19 protein-coding genes and 1 pseudogene are annotated in these 22,864 nt (G+C 63.6%); 5 read left to right on the top strand and 15 right to left on the bottom strand.

Features of this window, described 5'->3' with window-relative positions:
- Positions 1-261 precede the first annotated feature (261 nt).
- Positions 262-1,487, top strand: a protein-coding gene (locus KXD97_RS33030) for an IS3 family transposase (RefSeq protein WP_260757937.1) whose coding sequence is annotated in 2 segments (ribosomal slippage) — positions 262-493 and positions 493-1,487 — 1,227 coding nt in all. Because the reading frame shifts where the segments join, the coding sequence is not laid out codon by codon here.
- A gap of 137 nt (positions 1,488-1,624) precedes the next feature.
- Here KXD97_RS33030 and KXD97_RS33025 read toward each other — a convergent pair.
- The 11 genes from KXD97_RS33025 to KXD97_RS32975 all read right to left on the bottom strand — a co-directional run bounded on the left by KXD97_RS33025 (position 1,625) and on the right by KXD97_RS32975 (position 12,572).
- Positions 1,625-3,403, bottom strand: a complete 1,779-nt coding sequence (locus KXD97_RS33025; protein WP_260758558.1) for a hypothetical protein — start codon at positions 3,401-3,403, stop codon at positions 1,625-1,627.
- A gap of 3 nt (positions 3,404-3,406) precedes the next feature.
- Positions 3,407-4,456 (bottom strand): hypothetical protein, encoded by a 1,050-nt coding sequence (locus tag KXD97_RS33020; protein ID WP_260758557.1) that lies wholly within the window; start codon positions 4,454-4,456, stop codon positions 3,407-3,409.
- A 280-nt stretch (positions 4,457-4,736) separates the two neighbouring features.
- Positions 4,737-4,922, bottom strand: coding sequence for a hypothetical protein (locus KXD97_RS33015; RefSeq protein WP_024445149.1), 186 nt, complete (start codon positions 4,920-4,922; stop codon positions 4,737-4,739).
- Between the two features lie 401 nt (positions 4,923-5,323).
- Positions 5,324-5,983 carry a DUF6308 family protein gene (locus KXD97_RS33010; RefSeq protein ID WP_260758555.1) on the bottom strand — a complete coding sequence of 220 codons (660 nt, stop codon included), beginning with the start codon at positions 5,981-5,983 and terminating at the stop codon, positions 5,324-5,326.
- A gap of 96 nt (positions 5,984-6,079) precedes the next feature.
- Positions 6,080-6,880, bottom strand: coding sequence for an IS21-like element helper ATPase IstB (gene istB / locus KXD97_RS33005; RefSeq protein WP_260751888.1), 801 nt, complete (start codon positions 6,878-6,880; stop codon positions 6,080-6,082).
- A complete protein-coding gene (istA, locus tag KXD97_RS33000) occupies positions 6,877-8,406 on the bottom strand; it encodes an IS21 family transposase (protein WP_260751889.1) in 1,530 nt (509 codons plus the stop codon). Before istA ends, istB begins: the two co-directional genes overlap by 4 nt.
- A 181-nt stretch (positions 8,407-8,587) precedes the next feature.
- Positions 8,588-8,929, bottom strand: coding sequence for a hypothetical protein (locus tag KXD97_RS32995; protein WP_260758553.1), 342 nt, complete (start codon positions 8,927-8,929; stop codon positions 8,588-8,590).
- Complete coding sequence (locus KXD97_RS32990) at positions 8,905-9,216, bottom strand: hypothetical protein (protein ID WP_260758552.1); 312 nt, start codon at positions 9,214-9,216, stop codon at positions 8,905-8,907. The genes KXD97_RS32995 and KXD97_RS32990 overlap by 25 nt, the downstream gene beginning before the upstream one ends.
- Positions 9,217-9,549: 333 nt before the next feature.
- Positions 9,550-9,834 carry a hypothetical protein gene (locus tag KXD97_RS32985; protein ID WP_260758551.1) on the bottom strand — a complete coding sequence of 95 codons (285 nt, stop codon included), beginning with the start codon at positions 9,832-9,834 and terminating at the stop codon, positions 9,550-9,552.
- Between the two features lie 479 nt (positions 9,835-10,313).
- Positions 10,314-10,982 (bottom strand): uracil-DNA glycosylase family protein, encoded by a 669-nt coding sequence (locus KXD97_RS32980; RefSeq protein ID WP_260758549.1) that lies wholly within the window; start codon positions 10,980-10,982, stop codon positions 10,314-10,316.
- Between the two features lie 357 nt (positions 10,983-11,339).
- Positions 11,340-12,572, bottom strand: a complete 1,233-nt coding sequence (locus KXD97_RS32975) for a hypothetical protein (protein WP_260758548.1) — start codon at positions 12,570-12,572, stop codon at positions 11,340-11,342.
- A 149-nt stretch (positions 12,573-12,721) separates the two neighbouring features.
- On the opposite strand from KXD97_RS32975, the gene KXD97_RS32970 reads away from it, so the two are divergent.
- Positions 12,722-13,768, top strand: a complete 1,047-nt coding sequence (locus KXD97_RS32970) for a hypothetical protein (RefSeq protein ID WP_260758547.1) — start codon at positions 12,722-12,724, stop codon at positions 13,766-13,768.
- A complete protein-coding gene (locus KXD97_RS32965; protein WP_260758546.1) occupies positions 13,755-15,209 on the top strand; it encodes a HEPN domain-containing protein in 1,455 nt (484 codons plus the stop codon). The genes KXD97_RS32970 and KXD97_RS32965 overlap by 14 nt, the downstream gene beginning before the upstream one ends.
- A 46-nt stretch (positions 15,210-15,255) precedes the next feature.
- On the opposite strand, the pseudogene KXD97_RS32960 reads toward KXD97_RS32965, so the two are convergent.
- Positions 15,256-16,125: pseudogene (locus KXD97_RS32960) on the bottom strand (IS3 family transposase); the annotation flags it as partial.
- A gap of 259 nt (positions 16,126-16,384) precedes the next feature.
- Here KXD97_RS32960 and KXD97_RS32955 point away from each other — a divergent pair.
- Positions 16,385-17,431 (top strand): IS110 family transposase, encoded by a 1,047-nt coding sequence (locus KXD97_RS32955; RefSeq protein WP_260758545.1) that lies wholly within the window; start codon positions 16,385-16,387, stop codon positions 17,429-17,431.
- On the opposite strand, the gene KXD97_RS32950 is transcribed toward KXD97_RS32955, so the two are convergent.
- The 3 genes from KXD97_RS32950 to KXD97_RS32940 all read right to left on the bottom strand — a co-directional run bounded on the left by KXD97_RS32950 (position 17,399) and on the right by KXD97_RS32940 (position 20,973).
- Positions 17,399-17,743, bottom strand: coding sequence for a transposase (locus tag KXD97_RS32950; RefSeq protein ID WP_260758544.1), 345 nt, complete (start codon positions 17,741-17,743; stop codon positions 17,399-17,401). The genes KXD97_RS32955 and KXD97_RS32950 overlap by 33 nt on opposite strands.
- A gap of 196 nt (positions 17,744-17,939) precedes the next feature.
- Complete coding sequence (locus KXD97_RS32945) at positions 17,940-19,940, bottom strand: hypothetical protein (protein ID WP_260758543.1); 2,001 nt, start codon at positions 19,938-19,940, stop codon at positions 17,940-17,942.
- Positions 19,941-20,121: 181 nt separating this feature from the next.
- Positions 20,122-20,973: an endonuclease/exonuclease/phosphatase family protein gene (locus KXD97_RS32940; RefSeq protein ID WP_260758542.1), complete on the bottom strand. Its 852-nt coding sequence runs from the start codon at positions 20,971-20,973 to the stop codon at positions 20,122-20,124.
- Between the two features lie 67 nt (positions 20,974-21,040).
- On the opposite strand from KXD97_RS32940, the gene KXD97_RS32935 reads away from it, so the two are divergent.
- The gene (locus KXD97_RS32935; RefSeq protein ID WP_260758541.1) at positions 21,041-22,843 is read left to right on the top strand and encodes an AAA family ATPase; all 1,803 of its coding nucleotides are present in this window, start codon (positions 21,041-21,043) and stop codon (positions 22,841-22,843) included.
- Positions 22,844-22,864: the final 21 nt, after the last annotated feature.

Below are 22,864 nucleotides of genomic sequence, written 5' to 3'. Positions count from 1 at the left end.
TATGTGGAATCTCCAGCGAATTATTCGGCGCACGCAACGCGAACTGGATTACCCCGCGGTGCGGGTTGACGAGGCCGTGTGGCGGCTTCTTGTGCGAGTTCGGCGCCGATGCAGGCTCGCGGATCTGCCGCGGGAGACAGCGCTGCCGGCGACTGATCCGCCCCGGCGTGTCCGGAGAGTTCTTCTGTTGGGAAGGATGGGCACGTGGGAACGAAGTCATCGAAGCGGTATCCAGACGAGCTGAAGGCGCGAGCGGTGCAGATGGTGGCCGATCTGCGCAGCGACACGGTCTCGGAGTGGGAGGCGATGGGCCGGGTTGCTGATCTGCTGGGCGTCGGTACCGCCGAGACGGTGCGCAAATGGGTCCGCCAGGCCGAGATCGACGCCGGAGATCGGGCTGGGCAGACCAGCGAGGAATCCGAGGTCCTGCGCAAGCTGCGCCGGGAGAACGCTGAACTCAAGCGGGCCAACGCGATTTTGAAGGCGGCGTCGGTTTTCTTCGCTGCCGAGCTCGACCGGCCGTCTCAGTAGTCGTGGAGTTCATCAGCGCCCACCAGCACATGCGTGTGGGCGCTGATGGTCTCAAGTGGGGTGTCGAGTCGATGTGCGCCGTGCTCTCGGAGTTCGGCGTCGTGATCGCCCCGTCGACGTATTACGCCCACCGCGCCCGCCGTGGCCCCTCGAAGGCGGACTGGACTGATGCGCAGGTGATCGACGCCATCTGGCGGCTGCGCCGATCCAACAAGCTGTTCGCGGTTCTGGGTGCCCGTAAGACGTGGATTGTGTTGCGTACCAACGGACTCGATGTCTCACGGTGTGTTGTGGAGCGGGTCATGCGGGAGATGGGTTGGCGGGGTGCGTGCAAGCGCCGCCGGGTGCGCACCACCATTGCTGATCCGGCAGCAACGCGAGCTCCGGATCGGGTCGCGCGGCATTTCGTCGCCGGCGCGCCGGACCGTTTGTGGGTGGCCGATTTCACGTACTGCCGGACCCGTGCCGGCTGGGCCTACACAGCGTTCGTGACCGACGTCTACGCCCGCAAGATCGTAGGCTGGAAGGTGGCCACCGAGATGACCCAGAAGCTGGTGACCGATGCGATCAACCACGCCATAGATACCAGGAAGCGTTCTGGTGCAACATTTTTGGATGATCTGATCCATCACAGCGATGCGGGCTCTCAATATACGGCGGTAGCGTTCACTGAACACTTGGCCGCTGAAGGGATCCTGCCCTCAGTCGGATCGGTGGGCGATAGCTTCGACAACGCCTTGGCCGAATCGGTGAACAGCAGCTACAAGACCGAACTCATCGACCACCAGCCGCCGTATCCCGGTGCCGCCGACCTCTCGCTGGCAACCGCCGAATGGGTGGCTTTCTACAACCGGCAGCGACCGAATGGCTACTGCCAGGACCTGACTCCGGACCGGGCCGAAGCCCTCTATTACCATCGCCAACGGCACCCTCATACCGAGGAGGCACTCAGATAAGAGAACCTCCCGACATGCCGGGGTGGATCAGACCTTCCCTTGACCGGTAATTTTTGGCCGGGATTTATCTGGACGCGTTGGGCATGCCGAAGCGGGCCGGCGCGTTGTTCGCGCGGCCCGCTGCGGGTTGGGTCTCGTCAGGTCAGGGGCGGTGTCTTGGCAGGTTCGTGTCCGAGGTGGTCGCGGAGCTGGCGTCGGCGGACGTCGATGGATTCTTCGCGAGCCTGGCGTGACCGGTAGGTCTTCTGGATGCGGTGATTCGTGCTGGCTACGGCGAGCGCCATCAGGAGCTTGACCATGGGTTCGCGTCGGGGGCCCCATTTGAGGTCGACGAGCTTGGTGACGTGGGCCGACTTGAGGATGCTGAAGGTCTGCTCGGTTCGAGCGCGCGCTGCCTCGAAGTACAGCGTGTGTTCCCAGCTGGCGCCGACCGGTCCCCATTGGGCCTTCTTGAGCTGACTGGGTGTGAGAGTGACGGTGACGATCGACTGGGCGCAGCTTTGCCGGTCGCCTGCTTGCCAGGTCGGCGCTGCCGTGGGGGCGCCGAAGGCTGCACGTGTCAACGAGGCCGGTTTGAGTGGGCATTGGACGCGCAGTTGCACGGCAGGGCAGACCAGCTCCGCCTTCACGTCGAGTCGTGGTTCGACTCCCAGGGGTGGGCGTCCACGTGGTCGGCTCAGTCGCGGCCGGGAGTTCAGGCCCATCAGGAAGGGCAGGACACTTGCCAGGCGGCGGTCGTGCGCCTCCCACCCGTTGTCGGCCAGCAGGTCGCGGGTTTTGGGCATGTGGTGTTGGGCAAGTAGGTCGGCTGCGGCCGGGCAGTAGAACGAGCCGGCGAACTGGATGGGTCCCGGCGGGGCGTCTGTGGTGGCGCCGGGTGGATTGGCCGCGGTATCGGTGAGCGTCCAGTGCTGTGGGTACCGCACGACGGCGGCGTACTGGTGGTCGAGCATGAGGCGTGCGAAACCGTCTTTGGGGTTGTAGCCCATGTCGACGGCAAGGCGGGGTAGGCGTGCCCGTCCCGCGCGCCGCGTGTCGAGGCCATTGCGTTTGGCGTGAGTGATCGCCACGTCGAGTCCTTCGGTGCTCCCGGAGGTGGGTGGATGGACGTCGATTCCGATGATGACGGGGGCGACCGCGTGCAGCTGCTCCGGTGGTCCAACGCGTATAACAGCGGTCAGTCCGACGCCGAAGCCCCGCTTTCCGCCGCCGCTGGCATCTTGATGGACGGTGGTGGAGTGCTTATCTCGGGAGTAGTAACTGCCGAAGTATGCGGCTCCGCGCTGTTTGTCGGGTTTTATCCCCAGCCCAGCTGAGGGGCCGGCGAGGTCGAAGATCGTCTCGTCGGCCACGATGTCACCGACGGCCTCGGGTGGCTGCGGATCGACGATGGACCCGAAGACGATGCGATTCATGACCGTTCGCAGGCGTTCGGTGGCTTCTCCGCTCGCTGCGCGTTGTTCGGTGCTGCGGTGGGCGATGATGCGGCGGTGTTCGGCGTTGGTGATTCGTCGTGCTGGTTGGTCGGGGCTGGGATCCAGTGGTGCGAGGCGGCGGTTGAGCCAGGCGACGAAGCGTGTCCGCTCGCGGCGTTGCTCGGCGCGGTCGGCGAAGATGCGGGAGGTGTCTTGCCCTCCCATGCCGACTTCGGCGAGTTGTCGCGGGCTGAGGTCGCCGATGGCCTGTTGGATGGCCTTGTAGGTCGGGGTTCTCCCCAGCATCAACAGTCCCAGGGCTGCGACGAGCACGGCAGAGATGGTGTAGCGGATTCCGGTGCAGTCCTGTCCGCCGGCACCGCGATGCTGGGCAAAGAAATCGTCGATCATCTCCGCCGCTTGTGATCGCTCGATGATGACCTTGGCTTCACGAAAGAGGTTGTCTGACAGGCGGTATGAGCTTTCAAAGTCCGTGATCATGGTTCAGCCTTCCGTCATGAGGGCGATCGCGCGATGGATGCTGTAGATGGGGAGTTGGGTGCGTTGATCGGCGAGGACCTGAACGTCGACCACGTCGGCGAGTTGCAGCAGAAGTGCTGCTGGGACGCGGTCGGCGAGGTCGAGGATCCAGCGGTTACGCAGCGCGGCCGCGCTGATGCTGCCGTGACCGCGGGCGCGGAGTTGCTCGCCGATGCGGTTGGTCGCGTTGCGCTCGACTTCTCCCTTCGCGGCCGGCAACAGGTAATCCGATCCCTTGCTCTGCGCAAGGGCCAACAGACGGTTGGAAATGTCGGGGTCGGTTACCGGAACGAGCCGTGTTCCGCCAGCTGTGTTCTGCAATCGCACGATGGCGATGTGTCGGCCGTCGATGGTCTCGCCCGTGATGGAGGTGCCGCGCAAGGCCTTGAAGTCGGGTGGCCGCGCGCCGGCGCCGTAGCAGAGGTCCAGTAGGAGCGTGAGTCGTCGTCGGAGCCACGGCGGCAGGGTTGGTGCCAGGGTGTACCAGTCACGGATGTCTTGCGGCGAGGCCGCGTCGATTCTCTTGGTGCGGGGGGCTGGCAGGCTTCGAGCTTCGGGATATTCCCGGGGGTGCACCAATCGTCCGGCGTCATACAGGATCCACCTGATGGTGCGCATAGACCGGTTGGTCTTCCGGGTGGCGATGTCCATGAGATGTCGGTCGACGTTGGCTCGGCGCAACGCTGTTCGGTAGTCGAAGGTGCCGACCCGTTCGGCCTCGAACGCCAGATAGCGGGCCAGATGCGCCACCGAGATACGGTCGGTGGACAGCGCGAAGTCGCCCAGACGGCACCACAGGCGTTTGGCTGATTCCAGCGCGGGCACCAGGTAGCGCGGTTCGACGCCTCTGATGGTGCGGCCCGCCAGCGCTCGATAGCGGTCCTCGTTGACGTCGTGGTGAAACGGCGCGAGTACGTGGCGTTGGCTGTCGGCTTGGTCGTGGTTGGCCCTCGCCACTGGCTTCGCTGGCTCCGGGTCGTCGGCGGCCGACGCCATGGCGCCGTGACGGCCCATCAGCACACGCTCCGCGACACACCGGCGAAGCCGTTGACATGCGCATGCGAACACGATGAAATGAACAAAGTTCCTCCTGAGTGGATCTGGTGAAGGTTCCAAAGGGAACGAGATCGCCGCGAATTTGCGGCGGACGGAGAGCCGGGTTGCCGCCCGGCTTTTCCCGTTTCTTACGGGCTTCCGACGAAAAGTGCCTTACGTCAACAGTTTCTGGAAGCTTCTCCTCCTCACTTCGCGACTTCTGGATGGATCCTGGGCGCACCGCGGGCGGCGGCGCGATCTAGCGGCACAGGTCTATAGCGTCCTTGTCGCAGCCGTCGTGGCCGATCTGGATCAGACGTGACCCGGCCTCGGACAGTGAGACATCCCAGTGCTGCGCACGGTCGTAGATCATCTGGGCCACATGGGGTGGCAGCCGCAACTCGACCCGGACCCGCTCCCGCACCCTGGTGGGTGGTCTGTCCATTGCCCGCCTCCGCTCGATTGCCGGTAGAGCACCGGCACGGCCTGAAGCTAAACCGGTACTTGCGATAATCGCGGTAGCGAGCATCTGCGCGTGTCTGGGCATCCGGCGCATCCTGAACTCAAAGCGGCACCCGCTAATTTCCCTCTGCAGGAGAGGTTTCCACCAAAGGTAATGTCGGCAGCAGGCTGACGTGCAGCGGAGTCGAAAGATGCCGGTTACGAAATGCAACACTGCCCGCCGCAGCAGAAGCGGGACCCGGAGATATCAGATCCCAGCACCGCCGACAAAATGTGTTGTACATCACACTGTGGCCAGTAGGGTCGCGTACCAACGGTTTTCCGCGGAAAACCGCCCTGGCCTAGACGCGTAGCGCCTCAGTCCCCGTTAGCGTCGCACTATCATCAACGCTGCTGATCGACTGTCATCCACAGCAGCACGTCAAGGATCCGCAGATTCGACACCGCAGCAGGCACATTCGGGACAGCGCTGCGGATCTGAGTCAACCAGGTCCATATCGCGCGATCGTCGGCGGCGAGGACCGCTTGGAACTGTCGCCAGTAGTCAGAGGTGTCCAGTCCGGTGGCCTGCTCGACGAAGCTGTCCCAGATGGGTACAAGCCGTGGACGTTTGGCTGCGATGAGCTTGCTGGTCCGGGTTCTGCCCATTCCGTCGTTGCCTCGGCGGAGCAATTGCCACAGCAGGCTGGCAGGCCCACCGGGCACAAGGTCGTTGGGGTCGATGGTGATGATGTCGACGTCCACCGGGATTTGCTGCAGCAGAGCGGTGATCTCGTTGGCGTCGCGGCTCAGGAGGCGGATCGCCGCTTGGGCAGGGATGTTCACGCTGAGCATCGAGGCGGCGGCGAAGTCCGCGGGTCCAATCGAATTGGGATCGCTGTTCAGCGCGGCCATTGCCTCGAACTGCGACCCTGAATAGGCCGGTCGTCCGGCAGCGGTGACGGCGTAGTAACGCGTTAGCAGATCAACGGCCTCGTCGGTACGGCGCTGCACCACAACTTCGGGCCACCGATGACGCCACTGCGTGTATTCGAACTCTGCCATTCTGGTTCTCCCCACAGACAACGCTCCGGTGGTAGGTATGCGTTTCGTCAAGTGATTTGGCCCCACCGTCGTCATGAATTTTGGCCCCAGCTTGGGTCAGTCGGCGCGTTTGGCTCGGGTGGCGGTTTTGCTGGTGCGTAGTCGGTAGGACTTGGTGCCGGTTTCGAGGATGTGGGCGTTGAAGGTGACGCGGTCGACGATGGCAGCAACGAGGCGGGGGTCGGGGAAGACGGTGCCCCACTCGCTGAACGGCAGGTTGGTGGCAATCGCCACGGACGCGCGTTCTTCGCGTTCGGTGATGATCTGGAACAGCAGTTCTGCTCCGCGAGGGTCGATTTGGACGTATCCGAGTTCATCGAGACAGAGCAGATCCAGGCGTCCGTAGCGGGCAACGACCCGGGACAGGATGCGCTCGTCGGCGGCTTCGACGAGTTCGTTGACCAGTTGCGCGGTGGTGACGTATCGGACTCGACGGCCCTGCTCGCAGGCCGCCAGCCCCAGCCCGATGAGCAGATGCGATTTGCCGGTTCCGGAGTCCCCGAGCAGCACAACCGGCTCGCCGGCATCCATGTAATGCCCGGCGGCCAGCTGCCCCAGCAGCGCCGGGGTGATGCCGGGTACGGCGTCAATGTTGAACTCCGCCAACCGTTTCAGCCGCGGGAACTTGGCGTCGTTGATGCGCCGGGCGCGGCGCCGTTCAGTGCGGTCGTCGACTTCGGCGGCCAGCACCTCGGCGAGGTAGCGCAGATGGGTGTGGCGTTCCCGGTCGGCGATCTCGGCCAGGCGGGCGGCTTCGGTGCGCACCGTGGGCAGGTGCAGTTCGCGTGCCGCGGCGCCGATGGAGGCTTGCGCGGCGGCATCAGCGGTCGCCGGCTTGGTGGTGGCGGTGGTGGTCATGAGTCACTTCCGGTCAGCAGGTCGTCGTAGTCGGTCAGCGAGGGTGCGGGCCGGTCGTAGCGGGCCAGGGCACCGATCGCAGCGATCGGCGCCTGCGGGGTGGTGTCGCGGCGGGCTTCGATGATCACCGCCTCGGGATCCAGGCATCCGGAGGTGACCGCGCGGTCCATCGCGGTGATCAGCGCGGCCGTCGGCAGGCTGCGGTGCGCCAGCAGCACGGTGATCAGAGCGCGGGTGCCCTTGGCGTCGCCGCGGGCGGTGCGGGCGGCATCCCAGTACCGCTGATGGCTGGTGGTGAACACGCCGCGGGCCTTGGCCTGGGCCAGGGCGGTCGCCCCGGGCAGCGCCCCAGGTTTGGTGGCCAGGACCTCCAGGTAGTGGTCCAGGGCGAGGACTTCGACGTAGCGTCCGGCGGCACGTTCGTGGCGGGCCACCAACCGGGGACCGTCATAGATCTCGACGCTGCGGGCGGCCAGACGCACCGGTAGACGCCGCCCGGCGTAGCGGGCCGGCACGGAGTAGAAGCATTGCCGCACAGACACTCTGGCCCGATTATCAACCCGCGCGTGCAGCAGCCTCGCGCAGTCGAACCCCTCAGCCGGCAGCCCCATCAACGCAGCGGCCTCGGCGGCGAACGCCGCCCCGACAGTGATCGGGCGCCCGGTAATCACCCGGTCGTCGTCGAGGACGTCGGCAGCGGCGATCACCTCGTTGAGCTCGGCCAGGGAGGCGACCGTGGGGACCGGGACGAGGTGGCGTCGCCGGAACCGGCCGATCTCACCTTCCACACCGCCCTTCTCATGCGCTCCCTCGACGCCTGGGCGGCAGAAGAACGAGTCGAACCCGTAGTGACTGCGCAGCGCGGTGAACCGTTCAGACTCGGTACGGTCGCGACCTTTGAGGACCCGGATCACCGCCGGTTTGAGGTTGTCATACCGGATCCGGGCCGGCACCCCACCGAAGTACTCGAACGCCAGGACGTGGCCCTCCAGGAACGCCTCCTGGGCCTGGGTGGCGAACGCGACGTGAAATGCTTTGCCCGAGTGGGACAGTCGCATCACGAACATCCAGCACTTCACCACCAGACCGGCGATCGTGGCGTAGAACTCACCGAAATCGACCTCCGCCTCGGCACCGGCCTCATGGGCCTGCGGGACCGACACCTCCTGCTGGTCCAGGCCCAACTCGACCCGCCGACGCGCGACATACCGCGACACCGTCACCTCCGCACACGTAGCCCCATGCTCGGCGACCAGACGCTGCCAGATCCGCCGAGCGGTGTGGCGTTGCTTGCGCGGAGCCTGCTTGTCGGCGATCAGCCAGGCGTCGATCACCGACACCCACTCATCGATCGCCGGCCGGGGCCGCGCCGGATAGGCCTTGCGCGGCGGGGGCACCGCATCAGCGAGTGCCTGGCGCACCGTCCGCCGATGGGTGCCATGGCGATCTGCTAACTCACGGATCGACAAGCCCTCGCGCCGCCGGTCCTTCCTGATCTTCTCGAACAGCTCCACGCGTGACCGCATCCTGACCGACCTCCCTGACGACCGCCAGGGACGACGGTGCGACAGGAAAGATCTGAACGAGGGTGGGGCCAAAATTCGTGACGACACACCGCCCCACCCGGCCGGAAACGCTCACCCACCCACCGGGGCCAAAATTGGTGACGAACACCGACCAAAGTGGGGCCAAGTCAGGTGACCACACTCATAGGTAACCACGGCGGGCCGACATTGCCGGGTCTTTTCCCATCGGCGCTGCGTCAAGGTGATTTTGTTGCCCTCGGGGTCCGAGGTGCGCACGAAGTTCGGCAGGTCGCAGGTCCACGGCGCTCCGACGGCGTCGAGCCGCGTAACGGTGGCCGAAATATCCTCGACCACGCAGCCGAGTTGCAGATAGCTGACTGGGCGCCGCGCGGTCGCCGTCGTAATGGCGTGGATGTTCCGGCTCCTCGATGCAGTACAACGCCAATCCGATCGCTTCGTAGAAGCGTGCGGCCGCATCGACGTCGCTGACGAACAGCGTCAGTTCACGAAGATCAACGGCCACGGGCGATGCTGAACCACTCGATCCGATATCACCGGGGTTTCACTTAAGGGTTCCCCTGTCTGCCGATCGCGGTCAAGCGCAGCCGCTAATCGCTGGTCCAGGAAATGTTGGGCTGCTGATCCGCGTACATGGTTGGCGATCGCAGCCACCTCGCCCAATAATGCCAGCGCCACCGCTTTCCACCGTCCAGCAGTGTCTATCTCGTCGACGACGGCGACGAAGTTGTCCACAGCACCGCAATGAAATGCCGACACCAACCGTCGTGCGGCGCTCCAGTCATCCCGCATCGGCGCCTCGTTTCCCCAGTGACCGCATCGGGCACCGTGCCGGCCAGGACCGACAGATCTCCGAGCTCAGCTTTGGCGCGGTTGCTGCTTTGCGAGATATGCCGTGACTGCTGCACTACGACGATGGTCGTCCGGAACTACCCTGCCTGCCAGCTTGGCCGAGGCTTTCGTGGCTCGGCGGCCAGCGTTCCGAAGGGCCCCGTCCGACACGACCACCTTTTTCGGTGTTCGTTGTGCCACACAACACCTCTGTGAGTCAGTAGGGAGAGCCGACGTTACCCCTCGCGAACGAGCCCCGCTGCCCGACGGCACTCGTCAAGGACTCAATACGAGTCACTCACTGAGCACCGCAATGGATTGCGGCTCACCGGCGATGCGTCTGACCGTCGCCCGCTGCGCTTCGGTCAGCATGTCCTCGGTATAGCCGTCGATCGCGAGAGCCCACCAGACCGTTCCGACGTTGGGGCAATTCGGGCAACAGCGGGGGCCGACGACGCCGAACTGGCCCATCCTCGGTGGATAGTCCCACCCGAGGTTGAATGCATCACTCGGGGTCAGGATTTCCTCGACTCCGCATACTTCGCAGATGTGCCGCCACTGCGGTTCGCTGTCACTCACATGCGTCAGTCTCACCCGCAGGGGTGACACGTGAAAGGCAGCGGCCGCAGCCCCTGCTGTTCGCGATCCGGGCTCACGGCACGATCTGAATATTTGACTCGTATCTCCCACTCTCACAGCGGGATATTCGCCTGGCCTGTCGCGATGGTCTATCCCCGTCCGGTTACCTAAGGGCGGTAGCACACGGCAACGACCGCCTCGCGCGACCGACGCCGGTACCCTGGGTGTCGGTTGAGGCAGTCACGGGCTAGGTCAGGGCTAGGTCAGAGGGGGTGGGGACGATGGCGTCCGAAACACCCCCGACATCACGCGAGTGGCGGACATGGCCTGACATAGCCGAATTATTCGATGGGCCAGGGGATCCCGGCTGGAACGCGGACCAAGGCCGAGTTGAGCACGACATCCGCGATCCAGATAGCGACCATCGAAGCGGCACTTAATCGTGTTGGGTGACGCGAAGATGGTGTCACGGCCGTTCGTCAGTCCGTTGCGTTGACGTCGGCCATTCCAGCGCACGTGGGCTCAAGACCGAGGGCAGCACCGTGAAAGGCCCACCGCAAGGCGTCGGCCAAACTGTGGACGTACTCCTGTTCGAGTGCGCTGTCGTGCTGGCGCTTGATCCAGGCGGGATGCTTGGCGAAAAGCAAGTAGGGCGAGCGCGGCTGCCGACCGCTCGGCGCACGGAACGGCCACGGAGATACCCGCGCCGAGGGGTAGAAGAATGACAGAACACGTTTGGCGTCGACGCCTAGCGCGATGACCAATCGTGGACGGACCATTTCGAGCTCGCGATGCAGATATGACGAGCAGTTCACTATCTCGTGCTCATAGGACCCACGGTTCTTGGGCGGGTGACAATGCACCACGTTGCTGATGAATGTCTCGCTCTTGGCGCGGTCGGCACGCCTCAGACTTTCGTTGAGCAAGCTTCCGCTTCCCTCGAAGAAGGGCTCCTGCGGCTTCATGCACTGCTCGCAGAGGCTTTGACCCACAATCACGACCGGGGAATACAGATTGCCCCAGCCAGGTGCAGCCTGTGTCACGCCTTCCTTGTTCATACCCGCGCAGCGCGAACAACTGCGGATCTCGTCGTCGAGTAGGTTCTTCCGCTGCTGGAGGGAGCCCTCCGAGTCCTTGCGGGTTGTCATTTGGCTGCTTCCCCCGGAGTTACTGCGCGTCTCCGACACGGGGCGCTGCTGACGCCGAGCGTACTGCCCGCCACCGACGCCGGGTCGGCCATGTGTCTTGCTCGCCGGAGGGCGCGATTGCGCGCTGAGTGGTGCGGCGCCAAAACTATCTCGCCGTGCCAAGGGGCTGCGCACTTGGGCGCTACCGCATTGCGAGGTAGACCTTGACCACTGCACACAGCGCCGATGAAGAGGAGGAGGAGGAAACATCCGGCCCTCCCGCCTCGCCGCTGCCTGGGTGGCGCCCACGCTTGGACACCCCCGCGCGAACAAAGGTCTTCCGGGATCGTCATTGCTGCAACACTTTTCATTATGGACCTAGCTGCCATGGCCCATGGCGAGGTGGGTACCGATATCGAGGGCCGACCATGTCGATTGACCGCGATCGAGGCGCAGGTGCGCTCGGTGACTTCCCACGTTGACCGAGTAGCAGTCAGCCCCACCTTTTGTCCATTGCTGGAAACCCAGGCTGTTTAGGGACGTGCTCTGTGCCAGTTTGCTTTTCTGCTCCAGCCACTTCTCCTGCACCGTTGGGCCGAGCTTATTGAGGGATTTCTCGAACTTCGGCGTTTCGGTGACCGCCGGGATACAGGTAAAGAAATCGATGCTGATTCCGAGCAAGCGCCGAAGATCAAACCGATCGCTGATCATGATCGGGCATCGAGTCCAGTCAATGCGGAACGGATCTGCATAGAGCAGAAGAGTATCCATCGCCGCAGGCACCGGCGGCAGAGCAGAGGCGTGCTGAACCTGTGTGGACAGGTCACGACAGCCTCTCATGTAGGCCGCCCGCGACCCGGCGTACATGTAGGCCTCTTTGTATCCCGCGGGTTGCTGCCTGGTGAAGCCCTTCAACGCAGGTGATGCGCCGCCAGAGTTGGCAAGCAAGCGGCGTGGGTGCTGGAAACCGCGGAGCATGTAGGCGTTTGCCATAGCTTCTTCGTGCTCGACGTACCCGTGTGCGTTGCGGTGCTTTTCCTTTGCCTTCCAGTACATCGCCGTGCCCGTGGCGAGTTCCCAGTTGGCCGCCATGCAGTCCGCGGCGAAATGGAACAGTTCGTGGCGCAGGATGGCGTGGAAGGCGAGATTGACCTTCCGCTCGTCCGCTATGGGCAGATGATGAAATACCCGGGCGGCCATGAGCAGCGCACCTTCGAGGGGAATGTGAACGCCGTGCTGCGCTGTGCGCTGGTGGAAGGTGACGTACCAGCCGTACGCGTCGATACCCCGGATTTCATGCAGGCGACTCATCTCGGTGAGCGTGTCTTGTCCAAGAACGTGTTCGATATCAGCGTCGGTCACCTCGGGCGGAATTTCGAAGATGACGGCTGGCCCATCTGATGCGATGACGTCGTCATCGATCGTCGGATCGGGGTTGTCCAAGCCAGCGAACTCCCTACCGACGTCGGGCTCGGACATCCAGATTTCGACGGCAGGATCGGTTCCGTCGTGCGCATCCTCCGGCAAGGGGTTGTCGCGAATCGCTCCATCTACGCCCTCCAAAGCCGCTCGGATCGCGTGCACCGAAGGGATGGCGAGTCCTGCTGTCATGGGCGAAATGATTGCATGTCAGCAACCACTGCGGCTTGCAGGCTGGAGGACCGGGGTCCGCGATGCGCGCTACAGGAGCCGGCCTCCTCGCATACCCGCTCGCCGCAGCGGGCGAGGCGTGTCACAGCCGGGGAATACCCTGGCTGGCTGTGACGACCGACCCAAGGGAGCGCTTTCTGCGGATGGCGGTCTTGATGTGGAGTAATGCCGACCGAGCCGGTCGAGCGTGGCGGATGGGCGAGTGGGCGCTGCTACACCAGGTCCGCGCCGACGGCAGCAGCAAGCCCCGGGATCCGTCCCGTTTTGCTCCGGACCGGGGAAGCAGCCTCGACCTCGATGACAGACACTTCTTACCCGAGCTTGGCGCGAACTTAGTCAGCTCGACGGCGCGGTTTCCTGTGATGAACGCGGCCGAGTGTCTTGTTGGGGCATCCCAGGCGTTCGGGGCATCGTTGGAGCAGAAACGCACGAGCACACTGTCGACCGGGATCCTGTGCCGCAGCGCCATCGAGAGCGCCGCCAAGACCATCTGGCTTCTCGCCGATCCCAACCGCGCCGTCCGGCGCGCTCGCTCACTGGGCTACACCGAGCGCGAGATCGGCTACCAGAAGAAGTACATCGCCGTCGAGACGCGCTTTCTCGAGGTGCGCACTGACGAGCGCCGCGACGCCGCGCGCCAGAGTTTCGCCGAGACGGAGCAGCAATTTCGTGAGCGGTTGAACTTCCTGACGTCGCTACCGAAGGCAGCCCGACAGCGGCCGCCCTCAGACTATGAGTTCTTTGTCCGTTGGGCCGGGGAGTGGATCGACCAGAATCCGCCCCCGCACATCACTGATGCCGACGGATTGCCGCACGGGATGTCGATCGGGGCCGAGCGCTTCTACACCGTCGGTTCGAGCTTCGTACACGGATACAAATGGATGACCGCCTATCTTGGCACCGAAGAGAACGTCCTCACCCAACTCGCTGAGAGTCTTGCCGCGGCGGTCATCATGACCGAGTGCGCGGTGGCGCTATACGAGGCCCAGGCGACGCACTCCGCCCGAGCGCGAGTGCGCCGCAAGAATTACCCCGACCATCTGGACCCGACAGTGTCGCTGTGGGCAGACCGATACGGCCTACCTGCACCAGCAACGGGGGAACCGATTCCGATGATCACTCGACAGCAGGCGGAGGCCGGTCATGAGACAGTCTGAGCCGCAACGGATCACGGGTTGGTTCTACCTCCCCGAGGATCACAGCAACCGTGTGCCGGGAGTGCTGACCTGGGAACCGGACAACGGTGCAACCCTGGAGCTGATCGGCGGTTTCTCTCCGGGACCCGAGTTCCGCCGGAATCCGACCGGCGGACGGGTCGCTACTAACTTCGTTGGCGACGTGCGGCCGGGGACCGTCTACGGTGAAACAGTTGCTGGAAAACAGATTTCTGTCTGGGACGCTCAGCGGGGCAGTCACACCGCAGGCTTTGACGGCGCAGTGCGTGAAGAGTTCTGGCATTCCTCGTGGATGTGCGTCGGGGCGCACATCATCAGCCCGCAGGAACCGGCATTGGTCAAAGCCACCATCACCATCGATGAGCTTTACTACCTCACCGACGACGGTAGGTTCTGCGCACCGCAGTGGGCCACAATCGAAGGACTGGAACTTGAAAATCCGGGTGAAAAGCAGCCCGACGGCACACTGTTGACCCCGTACATTCTCCCTGTCATCGGCGGTTACCGAGCTGAGTACGCGCGAGCTGACACCTCAGACGCGTCGTATGCGATCGCAACCACCGCGACGCGACCATGGATAAGTCCAGCGACAGAGGCCATGCCGGGCCTGAAGCTCGACATGATGACGACCAACCTCCGCAGCGGCCCACAGGTTCTTCTACAGATCAGTGCTCACGCCTGTATTGAGCTGCCGGACAAAGTACCTGGGTCGGTGGCCGACTTCGCGGATCGGAAGCCAGCCGTCGACGACCTCGTTCAACTGGCTACATTCGAGTCCTGCGGTACCTCAAAGATCTCTCTTCAGACCGCCAGCGATGACAGTATCTCCCTGCTGATGCATACCGGCCGAACTGCTCGTCCCGATGATCCGCACAAGCCGACGGCCATCGTGTTCACCCTCGCCGATGTCACACTCGAGGCATACCTTCAGACGCGGCAACGCTTCACCGACAGTCTCCAGTCAAGCTATGCATGGAGCGTCGTCGTGGGCCTCTGCGGACATTCATCACGCATCGTCGAGGAGTACGTGAGCCAGGCGTTGGCTGCAGCCGAGGGCTTCCACCGCTGGTGCCTCGGCGGCGGAAGCAACGTCACGTTGAACACCCGACTGCAGGCACTGCACGACAGGCTCGCCTCTGACGTTCAGGCGGCACTCGGCCTCGACGTCGCTCATTGGGCAAGCTGGGCGGTGTGGGCACGCAACCACGTTGCACATGGCGGAACCCATGCGTGGCGCCCGCACAGTGACAGCTTTCAACTTCATCCGGTCGCCGAGTCGGTTCACCTCGTGACCTATCTGGTTGCCTTGGAGGAACTCGGTGTTCCCGAGGCCAAGGTTCTCGACGCTCTGCTCAACCACCCACGACTGAGCGCACTCGTCGAACGATGCTCGCAGGTCAATCATCTCGGCGACGCCACTTGACCGGCACAAAGGTCGGGTCTGCTGCACGATCAGGTGACAGTTTCGGTCACGCGGCCTGACTGGCCGGTGTGGTCATAATCGCTTCGAATTCGATCGGGGTCAACCGCCCGAGTCCGGCTTGGCGCCGGCGTCGATGGTAGGTCCGTTCGATCCAGGTGACGATCGCGATCCGCAGCTCTTCTCGGGTGCTCCAGCGGCGGCGATCGAGCACGTTCTTCTGCAGTAGCGCGAAGAAGCTCTCCATGGCCGCGTTGTCGCCGGCCGCTCCGACGCGGCCCATCGATCCGACCATTTCGTAACGGCTGAGGGCGTGGACGAATCGTCTTGACCTGAACTGAGATCCGCGGTCGGAGTGCAGAATGCAACCGGCCACCTCACCGCGGCGTGCCACCGCACTACTGAGCGCTGTAGTGGCCAGCCGGGACTTCATCCGGGAGTCGATCGAGTACCCGACGATGCGGTTGGAGAACACGTCCTTGATCGCACAGAGATAGAGCTTGCCCTCATCGGTGCGATGCTCAGTGATATCGCTGAGCCACAGCTGATTTGGACCACCAGCGGTGAAGTCGCGCTCGACAAGATCATCATGTACCGGCGGACCGACCTTGCCGTTCTTACCGCGCTTCTTGCCGAACACGCTCCACAACCGATGCTGCGAGCAGATCCGCCAGCCGGTGCGCTCAGCCATCGACTCGCCGGCCTCGCGGGCCTCCTCGACCAGATAGCGGTAGCCGAACTCCGGGTCGTCGTTGTGCGCGTCGAAAAGGGCATTGGCGCGATAGGCCTCGATAACCTCCGCGTCGGTAATGGGATTGGCCCGCCAGCGGTAGTACGGCTGGCGAGCGAGCTTGAGAACCCGGCACGTCACCGCGACGGGGATCCCATCGGCGGCGAGCTCACTTACGAGCGGGTAGATCTGTAATGAGTGTGGCCGGCCCGCGGCTGGCTGAGAAGCTGGACCTGGCTCGTTGCTCGTGACTCTCGGTAGAGCGGACCCACGCACGTGGTGTCTGGAAAAGGACACGTCCGAGAACGAGTCAGGTTCGGCCTCTGCGTACGGGTGTCCTGATTAGAAGCCTGTCCGCCCGTTGGGTGTGACTCATTACAGTTGTGACTCCGAACGACCCTCGGCGGCCGAGCAATCCATGCAGCACTCGACCCGAGAGGAACAAAAAATGATCGTCGCCGAAGCCTTCGAACGGATTGTGGGTATCGACACTCACGCCCGTACCCACACCTTCTGCGTCATCGACTCGCGCACCGGCGCGGTCGTCGCTGGCGCCACCTTCCCGAACACCAACCCCGGGCACAGCCGGGCGCTGTCCTGGATCCACCGACATACCCCAGCGATGAGCGTCCTGGCCGCGGTCGAAGGCACCAGTTCCTACGGCGCAGGGATTACCGCGGCACTAGGGACTGCCGGCATCGAGGTCACTGAATCGCGCCCGGTTGGCCGGCGCCGCGACCGCGCGGGCAAGTCGGATGTCATCGACGCTGAGCTCGCGGCACGCTCGGTACTGGGCATCGAACGTGACCGCATACCGGCTCCCCGTCGAGGCGCAGAGCTTGAAGATCTTCGGATTCTGTTGGCAGCACGCAGGATTCTCGATCAACAGCGCACCGCGAACCGCAACGCATTGACTGCCCTGCTGCGAACAGTCGACCTCGGAGTTGATGCGCGCAAACCGCTGCACGACAACCAGATCCGAGCAATCGCTGTCTGGCGGATCAACCAGAAGCAAGCCGCCATGAGCAACCATGTAGTGGCACGTCGAGAAGCGCGTCGACTGGCGAAAGCGGTCCTGGAACACACCACACAACTGCAGGACAATCACCAGCAACTGCGCGCCCTGGCCGCCCATGCGGCCCCCGGCCTCCAAGAGCTCTCCGGAGTCGGACCAGTCACCGCTGCCATCATCATCTGCGCCTATTCCCACCGCGGGCGCATCCGCTCAGAAGCGGCGTTCGCCGCCCTGGGCGGCGTGGCGCCAATTCCAGCGTCATCAGGAAACACCACACGGCACCGACTTTCCCGCGCCGGGGACCGCCAACTCAACCGCGCCTTCGACATCATCGTCCGCACCCGAATGACCAGCGACCCTACTACCCGCGCTTACGTTGCCCGGCGCACCGCGGAAGGCATGTCCACCCGCGAAACGCGACGCTGCCTCAAACGCTACGTCTGCCGATCAGTGTTTCGGCATCTGCAAGCCGCAGCTTGACAGGGACCCATAGAAGCGTCCTTTTCCCGGCAGATTGGCCTGCGACAGATACGCCGTGGCCCGGCGCAGGACCTCATTCTCCTGCTCCAACAACTTGATCCGACGCCGCGCCTCACGCAGCTCACCGGACTCACCAGTGCTCTTGCCGGGCTTGGCGCCTTCGTCGATATCGGCTTGGCGCATCCACTTATGCAACGTCATCGGGTGTACACCGAAATCGTTGGCGATCTGCTCGATCGTCACACCGTCATCGCGGTTGCGAGCGACCCGCACAACATCGTCGCGGAACTCACGGGGGTAGGGCCTGGGCACAAGGACATCCTTCCAGCTCGCCCCTGTGGGCAAGCCAACTCAGATGTCACCTATTCGAGCAGCAGACCCGTCGTCGTGATTGACATTCCTCACGTCTTATCGATGCTGCAACCGCTGGCACCGGTAGTTCTTGACCCGGAACCCCAGCCGGCGGCGCCGATGCTGCCCCGAGCAGTTCACCGAGTCGCAGCACCTGTCAAAGCCACTTGCTGAATATTCCAGGGAGGTTGGAAGTATCCGCGTGCGTGAGAGTTACCACTGGGATGTTGTAGCGCGCCGCCAGCTTCATCTTTCGGTTGGCCTTCGCCATGTACGCCGGATCGTTCGGGAACCCGAGCGCCTCAACGAATGTTCCGTCGCTGAGTCTCCAGTCTGCGCGATAGCCGTTCGGATTGTCTCTCGCGTCGAACGGATAGTGCGGTTCAGGTTCGTGAGCCACCTCGTGGTCGTGGAAGAAGTCGTCGACCTGCCGCTCCAGTAGCGACCTACACAGGTGCCCGTCTTTTGCGACGACGGTGACTCCGCGGCCGGTACGAACACCATCAGTCAGCAGCTGGGCCTGCGACAGCCAGTCGGTCCACGCGTAACTCTTTCGCTCCGCACCGAGTTCGGTGTGATGCACTCTGGCGGTCAGCATGCGGCACAGCATGAGCAGGTCAGATTGCGGCCCGTACTCGGGCAACTGGGCCAGTTGCGGTTTGGCTGGCGGGCCGCCGAACTCGATTTCTGCGAGCGTTCTCAACGACCACACGGCGGCTGCCACCCAGGGTTCGTCGAACCCGCGGTCGTAGAAGAGGCCCTCACGAGCGTCGGTGCAGCAGTCGTGACAGTAGACGTGGGTGTCGGGGGTGCGCTGGACGACTGTCGCGTCGCACAGTCGGCAGGACACTTGCCGCATTCCGGTTCCGGGTGCGATCTTGTCGATCGTGGGTAGTTCGCCGCCGACCGCTGCGCCGGTAGGCAGGCCGGGGCGCCAAACGGCCTCGATCTCCTGCGCCCACGGTGCCGGCAGCAGCGATCTCGCGGCTGATCGGAGCCTGCGGTTCTGCCGGCGTCGATTGCGCCGGTGCAGCGACTCGAAGCTGTTGGGGTCCAGCAGCGGTCGTGGGCGTGCCGAAGTTGTCGCCTCAACTGTGTCGATGAGCGGACCGCTGTGGACGGCATCGTGCATCAGTGTGGTCAGGCTGTCCAGTTCCATCCCATAGAGATCATCGGCGTACCTCGGGAACAGCGCTGCCTGAACCTCGTTGACGTGGAAACCGCTGCGGCGCAGAAGTATGTCTATGGGTTCAGACAGCTCCGCTGCGGCAACCGCGAGCCTTCCCGTATAGATGTGGAGGGTCGCAAGCTCCAATTTGATCGACACGCCCCGTACTGTGCCTCGCCAAGTGATGTCGAGCTGCCCATGTACGCCAGGCTCCACCACGGCGTCCAGCCATCCGGGGGCGGGGTCGAACGGTAGGGTGATTCCGACCTTCTCGAAGGCGGCGACGGCCGCGGGTCGGTCGTGCTCGCAGGCAAGCACCAGGACGTCCACATAGTCAGGTTTGTCGTAATCGCGGACCTTCTTGCCGGGCGGAAGTCGCACTGCCTGTTGGACTTTGCCGAGCTGTCCGCCTGCTGCGTTCTTCACGAACGCGAATCGCCCTTGGCGCGTGGCTTTCATCTCGGCGCGGGAGGGGCGGTCTGCGTTGGCTGCCGATCGCGTGACCAATTCGCGAATCAGAGCCGTTCGGAAAGTACTGAGCCAGCGGACTCCTCGAGCCTGCTCCTGCATGAACCACTGATAGTGGGTTTCCTCGTACTCCTCGTCGTCGTCCTCGTCGTCGTCGTCCTCGTCATGATCGCCGTCTTCGCCATAGTCTTCGTCTTCACCCCAGGGGTCGGGTGGGCGAAAGGACGTGGCAAGCGTAGCGGCGGTTTCTCCGAGGTCGCGCAGCTCGCGCGGCAACGACTGGGCGTCTCGCGGGTCGCCGCCGAACGCAGGCAGTCCAACCAGCACGGGCTGGCCCGCCTTGGCCCACGACATCGCAATCCAGAGCGCCGCGGTGTCCTCGCGGTAGTGCAGCCGTTCCGCGGTGGCATGGGAAGTCATGATGCAGGCCGCGCGGGCATCACAGACCAGGAGCGCTCGTCCGTGCGGTACACGCTCATTGCGTTCGAAGGCGATGCCCCATTCCGCGGAACGCCCCTCCATCTGGCAGTAACTCCGGCGCGGCTGCGCTGACGTCAAACTAGAGATCCCTTCTCGGAATGCTGACCTGCCGAAGGACGATGCCAGATGCGTCTGACAGTTCCGCAGCGGCCTGGTGCTGAGGCTCCCGTCGGAGCGGTTCATCGCGACGCAGATCACGGCTCGTCAGGCTTATCGCTCAGACTCAGCTTCCGGGCTCGCGGATCTCGTTCTCGGATGCCACTTGGTGCCGGGCCGGAATGCGCAGATCGAGTGTCATAGGGCTGTGATCGCTGTAGGCGATCCAGTCGACATGCGTTCCCACGGTGACGGCTTGGATCGACTCGGGCCGGGATACGAAGGTGTAGTCGATGTGGTACGGCCGGTTGATGCTTCTGGTCCACCATAGCGTCGGGTCCGGCTCGTTACCCCGCTCGGATGTGCGGTGGTAGTGGTAGGCGCTGACGAACCCGCGGGTTTCGAGCTGGTCCATGAAGTCACCGAATTTTGCGCTCTTAGTAGGGGCGTCCCAGCGGACCGAGTTGTTGAAGTCCCCGCTGATCAAGACCAGGTCAGCGGCGCCGCTCAGGAACTCTTGGTAATGCCCCATCGACGCGCGACATGCCCCGTACCGCCTCGCCGACTGGTGGCCGTTTCCCCGGTGGTTCATATCCCAGACCGCGAGCAGTCGAACGTGTGCCGGTCCGGTCAAGTGGACTGGCATGACCCACTGATACCCGGGGTCGAAGCTGTCGTCGATACGCAGTTGCCAGCCCCCAAAAACCACGACGGAGAGTCCCTTATTCGGGTTTCCGCCAATCCACTGCATCGAGGTCGCGCCTACCTCCTCCAGCGCCGGCCTCGTCTTGTCGGTGCACGCGGATTCAGGCAGAACGGCGACCGTCGGATTGAGCGACGCGAGGAGGCCGGCCTTTCTGTGGAGGGACATCGCGACGTTCCACTCGACGAGTCGCACTGACACCACATCACTATCCACGGCATCGAGGATGCCATTCTGCGGCACCATCGCTGGCGGTAGGTTTTCGGCTGTGCGCATGTCCAGGATCTACCTCAACGGTTACCGGACGGTTCCGACCCAAGAGTTCGACGTCGGCCCGTTCACCGTGCTGTTCGGGAAGAACAATGTAGGTAAGACCTACCTGCTCGAAGCGATTTACAGCGTGCTTGCGCCGCAGCTCTTCCTCGATGGGAGTCCACGGATTCGCGACCTCCGCGGGGACGACGGCGGCTACGGGGCGGTCTACGTCGACTTGGAGCGAGGCCTGGCGTTCGATGATGCAGTCCTCTCATTGATCCCGGCGGACGTCGATGAGGGCTACCTTCGGCTCCAGAAGCTTCCGCCCGACCAGGTGTGCTTCGCAAGCACGGGGGACAACGACAGTCTGCCCAATCCCGACTGGGAACAAGAACTGTGGTTCGTCGACCTACACAATTACTGGGCAACCGTAGAAGCGCACGGGATGATCGTCGACGACGACCTCGACGAGATCCATGTTGTCGGAGAACGGACCCGCCTGGTCGGCAGCAATCCGCGGGTACGTCCCCTCTTCCTTGGCTGGGACTTCGGCAACGTCGACGAATGGGTGACTTCAGCGGTGGCCGAGCTCACCAACACTGGCTACGGTCCGCTCCTTCTCGAGCCCGTCGACCACGCCGAGCCCATCGTCGCGTGGCGGGTCCGTCCCGATGTCCGGTACCGCCTCAACCAACTGGCGATCCTGGCCACTGACCTGCTCCCCGACTTCCTCGACGGCGCGTTCGAGGTCGACGTCGACGTGTCCAAGAACTGGACCGACCCACCCAGGGTGAGTTTGAAGTACAAGGAACGAGGAGGGGTTCCACGCCCCCTCAACGATCTCGGACGCGGCGCTTCACGCTGGTCGTCCATCGCGGTCCAGGTCGCCTTGCATCTTATGGAGGATGACGGCCAGCTCACCGAGCTTGGAGGAGGCCGGGACAGAAAACTGTCCGGAAACGTGTTGTTCGTCGATGAACCCGAAGCTCACCTGCACCCGTCCGCGGTGGCCAGCGTTGTGCGGTGGTGCCAGAGGATGGTGGGCTGCGGGATGCAGGTCGTCGCGGCGTCACACCATGAGGAGTTTCTGCGAGCAGCCGGGGACGAAGTTCGGCTCGTCCAAGTCAGCCGTGGCGTCGAGACGTGGGCGAACGAATACACCGGGGACACCGAGACTCTTCTACGCACCCGTGTCCGCACCCTGTCGAGTGCAACAACTCCCGTACTGCTTGAACTAGCCGAGGAGGTCGGTCTACATCCCGCATCTGCGCTGTCGCTGCACAAAGCTGTGCTGTTCGTGGAGGGCCCGCTCGACGAAGCAATGCTTGACGAATACGCCGGCTCCCAACTCGACGCTGCCGGTGTCCTACTGATTCCGATTCATGGAACCAAGAACCTCGAGGGGTTGATCGACGGCGAGTTCACCGCCCGTCTCGGCATCAAGGTCGGCATATTGACTGATAGCACCCGCACCGACACGATCTGGGATCGGTCCAACAGAAAGCGGTCGAGCGAGGAAGTCAAGCTCGTCAGACTTGTCAACAGATTTCAGGATCGAGGGCTGCCGACGCCAGATTTATTCGGCGTGCCCGAAGACGATCTGCTATTCGTACTTCCGACTGGTGCGATACAGGACCATCTCCAAAGCTCTTTTCCTGGCTGGCACGAATTGCGCGACGAATGCCGTGCAGCCGAAGGTCTGGGACCTTCCGACTCTGCTGACTGGAAGACCTACGGCGAGACCCACTACGGATTGCCGCTCACGACGACAACCGGAGTCCGGTCCCTGGTCCGAACCCTCGATCTCGCAGGAGTCGAGTTGCCGTCCATGCAAAAGGTGGTCGCCGAATTGATCGTCTGGGCCACGAAGCCGGGGACATCGGCGAGCTGACGCCGTTCCATTTTTCTGGGC

It is taken from the genome of Mycobacterium sp. SMC-8 (assembly GCF_025263565.1).
GTDB lineage: Bacteria > Actinomycetota > Actinomycetes > Mycobacteriales > Mycobacteriaceae > Mycobacterium.
Note: the sequence above shows the minus strand (reverse complement) of the source record. Positions and strands in the feature narration are given on the sequence as shown.

Bases quoted from the DNA above. Each gene is read 5' to 3' on its own strand.
- KXD97_RS33025 (WP_260758558.1), bottom strand. From the start codon at position 3,403: ATGATCACGGACTTTGAAAGCTCATACCGCCTGTCAGACAACCTCTTT.
- KXD97_RS33020 (WP_260758557.1), bottom strand. From the start codon at position 4,456: ATGGGCCGTCACGGCGCCATGGCGTCGGCCGCCGACGACCCGGAGCCA.
- KXD97_RS33015 (WP_024445149.1), bottom strand. From the start codon at position 4,922: ATGGACAGACCACCCACCAGGGTGCGGGAGCGGGTCCGGGTCGAGTTG.
- KXD97_RS33010 (WP_260758555.1), bottom strand. From the start codon at position 5,983: ATGGCAGAGTTCGAATACACGCAGTGGCGTCATCGGTGGCCCGAAGTT.
- istB (WP_260751888.1), bottom strand. From the start codon at position 6,880: ATGACCACCACCGCCACCACCAAGCCGGCGACCGCTGATGCCGCCGCG.
- istA (WP_260751889.1), bottom strand. From the start codon at position 8,406: ATGCGGTCACGCGTGGAGCTGTTCGAGAAGATCAGGAAGGACCGGCGG.
- KXD97_RS32990 (WP_260758552.1), bottom strand. From the start codon at position 9,216: ATGCGGGATGACTGGAGCGCCGCACGACGGTTGGTGTCGGCATTTCAT.
- KXD97_RS32980 (WP_260758549.1), bottom strand. From the start codon at position 10,982: ATGACAACCCGCAAGGACTCGGAGGGCTCCCTCCAGCAGCGGAAGAAC.
- KXD97_RS32975 (WP_260758548.1), bottom strand. From the start codon at position 12,572: ATGACAGCAGGACTCGCCATCCCTTCGGTGCACGCGATCCGAGCGGCT.
- KXD97_RS32965 (WP_260758546.1), top strand. From the start codon at position 13,755: ATGAGACAGTCTGAGCCGCAACGGATCACGGGTTGGTTCTACCTCCCC.
- KXD97_RS32955 (WP_260758545.1), top strand. From the start codon at position 16,385: ATGATCGTCGCCGAAGCCTTCGAACGGATTGTGGGTATCGACACTCAC.
- KXD97_RS32945 (WP_260758543.1), bottom strand. From the start codon at position 19,940: ATGGAGGGGCGTTCCGCGGAATGGGGCATCGCCTTCGAACGCAATGAG.
- KXD97_RS32940 (WP_260758542.1), bottom strand. From the start codon at position 20,973: ATGCGCACAGCCGAAAACCTACCGCCAGCGATGGTGCCGCAGAATGGC.